The following is a 277-nucleotide window of genomic DNA, read 5'->3' as shown; positions in this document are numbered from 1 at the left end:
CATCTTTTCTTCTTCGAGATCTTTGGGAACGTCGAGCGCGCCGATCTTTACCTGCTCGCCTCCCCATGCGTATGACTTGAGTCCGAGCCATGGCCGCGACGGCTCGCCAGGCGTCGCGAACTTCTCCGCGATATCGCCGAGCAGCGGCAGCTTGCGCGGCGTCACGGAGACGTCGAAGCGGAAGCGCTGAATAACCGGTTCGAGCACCGAGCGGCTGCGGATCACGCCCATTTCCGTCACAGGAGACGGAGCTGGCGGAGGCATGTTCTCCTGATTC

Annotated in this window: 1 pseudogene; it reads right to left on the bottom strand. The window is 62.1% G+C overall.

What is annotated here, in order from left to right:
- A pseudogene (locus SB753_RS36885) lies at positions 1-277 on the bottom strand (capsular biosynthesis protein); the annotation flags it as partial.

Source organism: Paraburkholderia sp. SIMBA_053 (assembly GCF_046534895.1).
Classification (GTDB): domain Bacteria; phylum Pseudomonadota; class Gammaproteobacteria; order Burkholderiales; family Burkholderiaceae; genus Paraburkholderia; species Paraburkholderia caledonica.
This window is presented reverse-complemented; position numbering and strand designations above follow the sequence as displayed.